1 protein-coding gene and 1 pseudogene are annotated in these 1,469 nt (G+C 74.3%); both read left to right on the top strand.

Annotation, left to right across the window (positions count from 1 at the left end):
* Nucleotides 1–534 (top strand): annotated as a pseudogene (locus tag PROKR_RS30860) (hypothetical protein); the annotation flags it as partial.
* 199 nt (nt 535–733) lie between these two features.
* On the top strand, nt 734–1,469 hold a 736-nt coding region (locus PROKR_RS20100; RefSeq protein ID WP_157602316.1), incomplete at its 3' end, for a zf-HC2 domain-containing protein.

The raw sequence follows: 1,469 nt of genomic DNA, 5'->3' as shown, positions 1-1,469 counted from the left end.
GGCGGCTCGGGTGGCGGTGGCGGCGGCGGAGACGACTCGTCGTCCACCTCGGACAAACCGTCCACGGACGAGAAGCCCCCGTCCATCCCGCCCGAGGACCCACAGCCGCGCCCCGCGACCACCCCGAAGGAGGACGCGGCGGCCGCGCCGGTCGACACGCCCCCTGTGGTGGCCGAGCCGGCTCCGGCGCCGGAGTCCGACGACGCGCCGGACGACACCACGAAGCCACCGTCCTCCGGCTCCGACTCCGGGTCCGAGCCGGGTGGCGGCACGGACGAGCCCGACCCGCCCAAGGAGCCCGAGGAACCAGCCGAGCCGGAGAACCCTGCGGAACCGCCGGAGGTACCGGAGGAGCCCGAGACTCCCGAGACGCCGGGCCTCGGCAGCGCGCTGGACGAGCTGCTCGCCAGCCTCGGCCTCTCGGACCTCCCGGGCATCGATCTCGCGACCGCCACGCTGGACGAGATCTGGAACCTGCTCTTCGGCACGTTCTCGGACGCCGCCGACGACGCAGAGTCTGCGGCCGGGGACTGATGGGTGTGCGGGCCTCCTACCAGGCCCGCATCTCCTCGATGCTGTGCGGACGCACAGGCCTTCTGGGCGCGAGCCCAAGATCGTCCCGTGATCACAGGGGCGCCTTCCATGCGCATGCATTCTTTGCGAACATGCACGCCCGGGGGCACGCGCGACGTGGTGTCACGGGGTGTCACGTCGCGTGCGGGAGGGGGGCAGCGTGACCGTCACGAGTGCCGACCTCAGCCTGTGGGCGGCTCACCGCCGCGCCGTGGTCTTCACGGTGTCCCGGCGGGTTCCGGGCGTCGACCCGGAGCTGGCCGCGAGCTGCGGCCTCGAGCTGCTGTGCGTGGAGCTCCTCAAGCAGGGCGACCTCGCCGACCCGCTCGCGTTCTGGAGCACCGCGGCCGTCGAGGTGGCGATGCGGATGACCCAGGAGGGGGAGCCGGGCGGCGGTCCCGCGGGCGAGCCCGCCGCCCTGGCGCCGGTGCGGCACGCGCTCGACTTCGAGGTGCTCAACCTGGCCATGGAGCGGCTCCCCGCCGGTGAGCAGCAGCTCCTCTGGGACCACCACGTGGTGTCCCGGCCCGTGTCGGCGATCGCCGACGAGATCGGCGTGCTGCCCTACGCCGCCAAGCGCCGGCTGCGCCGGGCGGAGAACCGGCTCGCGAGCACGTTCGCCACGGCCCACGCCGGAACCACCGCTGACCTGGAGTGCCGGTCCACCCGGGCCGCCCTCCACGACTTCGTACGGAACCGCCTGCTGCCGCGCCGACGCCAGCAGGTCGAGGACCACATGGTGGGGTGCTCGGGCTGCACCCGGGCGTTCGTCGACGTCCGCGAGTCCTACTGGATGCTGCGCGCCGGTGCGCCAGTGCTGTTGCTCGGGACCGTGACGGCGGAGTCGGGGCTGGCGAGCGGGGCCGCCGCGGCGGGTGCGGCGGCCGGAGGGGCGG

The sequence above is a fragment of the Promicromonospora kroppenstedtii DSM 19349 genome, assembly GCF_000515355.1.
Taxonomy (GTDB): domain Bacteria; phylum Actinomycetota; class Actinomycetes; order Actinomycetales; family Cellulomonadaceae; genus Promicromonospora; species Promicromonospora kroppenstedtii.
This window is presented reverse-complemented; position numbering and strand designations above follow the sequence as displayed.